At 61.4% G+C, this 2,218-nt stretch carries 3 protein-coding genes; all 3 read right to left on the reverse strand.

Going from position 1 to position 2,218, the window contains the following annotated elements:
- The coding region (locus ACPYOI_RS35500) for a D-apionate lactonase family protein (protein ID WP_481424101.1) at nt 1-516 on the reverse strand (516 nt) is incomplete at its 3' end.
- Nucleotides 513-1,547, reverse strand: a complete 1,035-nt coding sequence (locus ACPYOI_RS35505) for a Gfo/Idh/MocA family protein (RefSeq protein WP_481414724.1) — start codon at nt 1,545-1,547, stop codon at nt 513-515. The genes ACPYOI_RS35500 and ACPYOI_RS35505, both read right to left, overlap by 4 nt.
- Nucleotide 1,548: 1 nt before the next feature.
- On the reverse strand, nt 1,549-2,218 hold a 670-nt coding region (locus ACPYOI_RS35510), incomplete at its 5' end, for an ABC transporter permease (protein WP_481424102.1).

Here is a 2,218-nt window from a genome sequence, read left to right on the forward strand (position 1 = left end):
CTCGTGGGTGATGGCGCGCATGTCCTTGAACGGCTGCCAGGGCTCGATGAAATCAGGAAACCGGGTTGCCTCGGTCGTGCCATCGACGTGCTCGACCGTAGCCCGCGACCCGGCCACTCCAACGATCGGATGAAGAATGCAGAAGCCGCAGCGGTTCGTCTCGAAGCCCGTTTCCGAGATGGCTTCGGCCTCGAAGTCGAGCCGCCCGCTGTGTCCGCCAATTCGAACGTCGATAACGAGCGTCGTGTTCTCCGGCCCATTGCAGCGGGCCCGATAGGTGACCTCGAAATGATCATCATTTTGCGCGATCTTTAGGTCGGCGATCTCCGGCCTATAGGTGCCCCAGTCCCGGTCGCGAACGAGGTAGGAGATCGCTCTCAGCACCTCGGTCCCATCGTAGCGGATCGTGCGCAGGCTGCCATCGGCGAGGTCGACTTCGAGCTTTCCGGCCCTAAGGCGAACCGGTGGTGTTTCGACGACACGGGTGCCGTAGAGCAGGAACGGATCGACCGTCATCGCAGCAGCGCTCCGACGTCGACCGTTTGTCCTCTCGCTGCACTTTCATAGGCGCCTTCAACGAGGGCAAAGGTCTTCAAATTGTCGGTCCCGGATGTCGAGTGCTCGGCGCCGCGCTTCAATTGGTCGACCCAGTGCTGCTGGATCTCGTAGACGCTCTCCTGAATGTTGTGCCAGGGGCGCGAGGCCCATGACAATAGCTTGGGGGACACATCCGTCGTGGTGGTGCCCTGCGCGTTGGTTACTTCGAGCCCGTAGCCTCGGGTGAGGCGGATGGTTCCGTCGGAACCGTCCAGTTCGATCAATGTCTCGGGAAAGGGTTCCTTCGAGAGCTTTGTGGCGTAGCTGACGTCCACGACGGATGTCGCGCCGGATTCGTGGTCGAGCAGGATGGTCGCTACGTCTTCGCCTTTGATCTTGGGATTGACCCGTTTCGTCCGAGCCGTGATGGCGGAAACGTCGCCGAGGATATAGCGAGCGATGTCGAGCGTATGGATGCCGAGATCCTCGATGATGAATCGGTCCTGCTCGGCGAGATATGGCTGGCCGGAGAAGACGTCGTAGCCGGACCGGAAGGAGAAGCGGCCCCAAAACGGGGTGCCGATGGCCCCGCCATCCAAAGCCCTGCGGACGGCCTGGATCGGTGTCTGCCAGCGGAAGTTCTCGTGCACCATCAGCGGCACGCCGGCATTGCGGCACGCCTCCACCATCGCCTTTGCGTCCGACAGAGTCTTGGCGAACGGCTTCTGGCAGATGGCCGCGACCTTGTGCCGAGCCGCCATTTCCACAAGGACACGATGGCTCTGGACGGTCGTGGCGATATCGACGAAATCGAAACCTCCGTCGGCAAACAGCGCCTCGGCATCGCTATAGCGTCTGTCGATACCGAACTGGTCTCCGACGATCTTCAGCCGCTCCGGATCGCAATCGCAGATCGCGACGATCCTGGCACCTTCGACATCGTTCCATGCGTGCATCTGGTTGATCGCGAAAAACCCGCAACCGATCAATGCACCCTTCAATTCAGTCATATCAACCTGCCTTTGCCATCTGCATGAGAGTAACGCGTTGCTGCAGGCGGCGCTGCGCCTGGTCGACAACCACGGCGATGATAATCACCAGCCCCTTGATGACCATCTGCCAGAAGGATGAGATGCCCATCATCACCAGCCCGTCCGACAGGATGCCGATCACGAAGGCGCCGATGATCGTTCCGCCGATCGTCCCACGCCCGCCCGACATCGAGGTGCCGCCGAGCACGGCCGCAGCGATTGCGTTGAGTTCGAAGCTTTCGCCGGTTGCCGGGTGCGAGGCCATCAGTTCGGAAGAGATAATGACGCCAACGATCGCAGCGCAAAGTCCGGAGAACATGTAGACGACGATTTTTACGAGATCGACGCGGATACCCGACATGCGCGCGGCGCGCTCGTTGCCGCCGACGGCAAAGATATGGCGGCCGATCGGCGTGGATCGCGCGACATAGGCAGCAAGCAGAGCGAGCACGATCAGGATCCAGATCGACACCGGCAAGCCGAGCACGCGACCGGCGCCGAAGAAGTCGAAACCTGTCGTCGAATACTCCGGACGGCCGACGAGGTTCGGGAAGGTCTGGCCGTCCGAGGACAGCAGCGCGAGACCGCGGGCGATATAGAGCGTACCGAGCGTCGCGATGAAGGGCGCGACATTGAGCTTGGTAATCAGC

Source organism: Rhizobium sp. SVR5-2C, assembly GCF_056755115.1.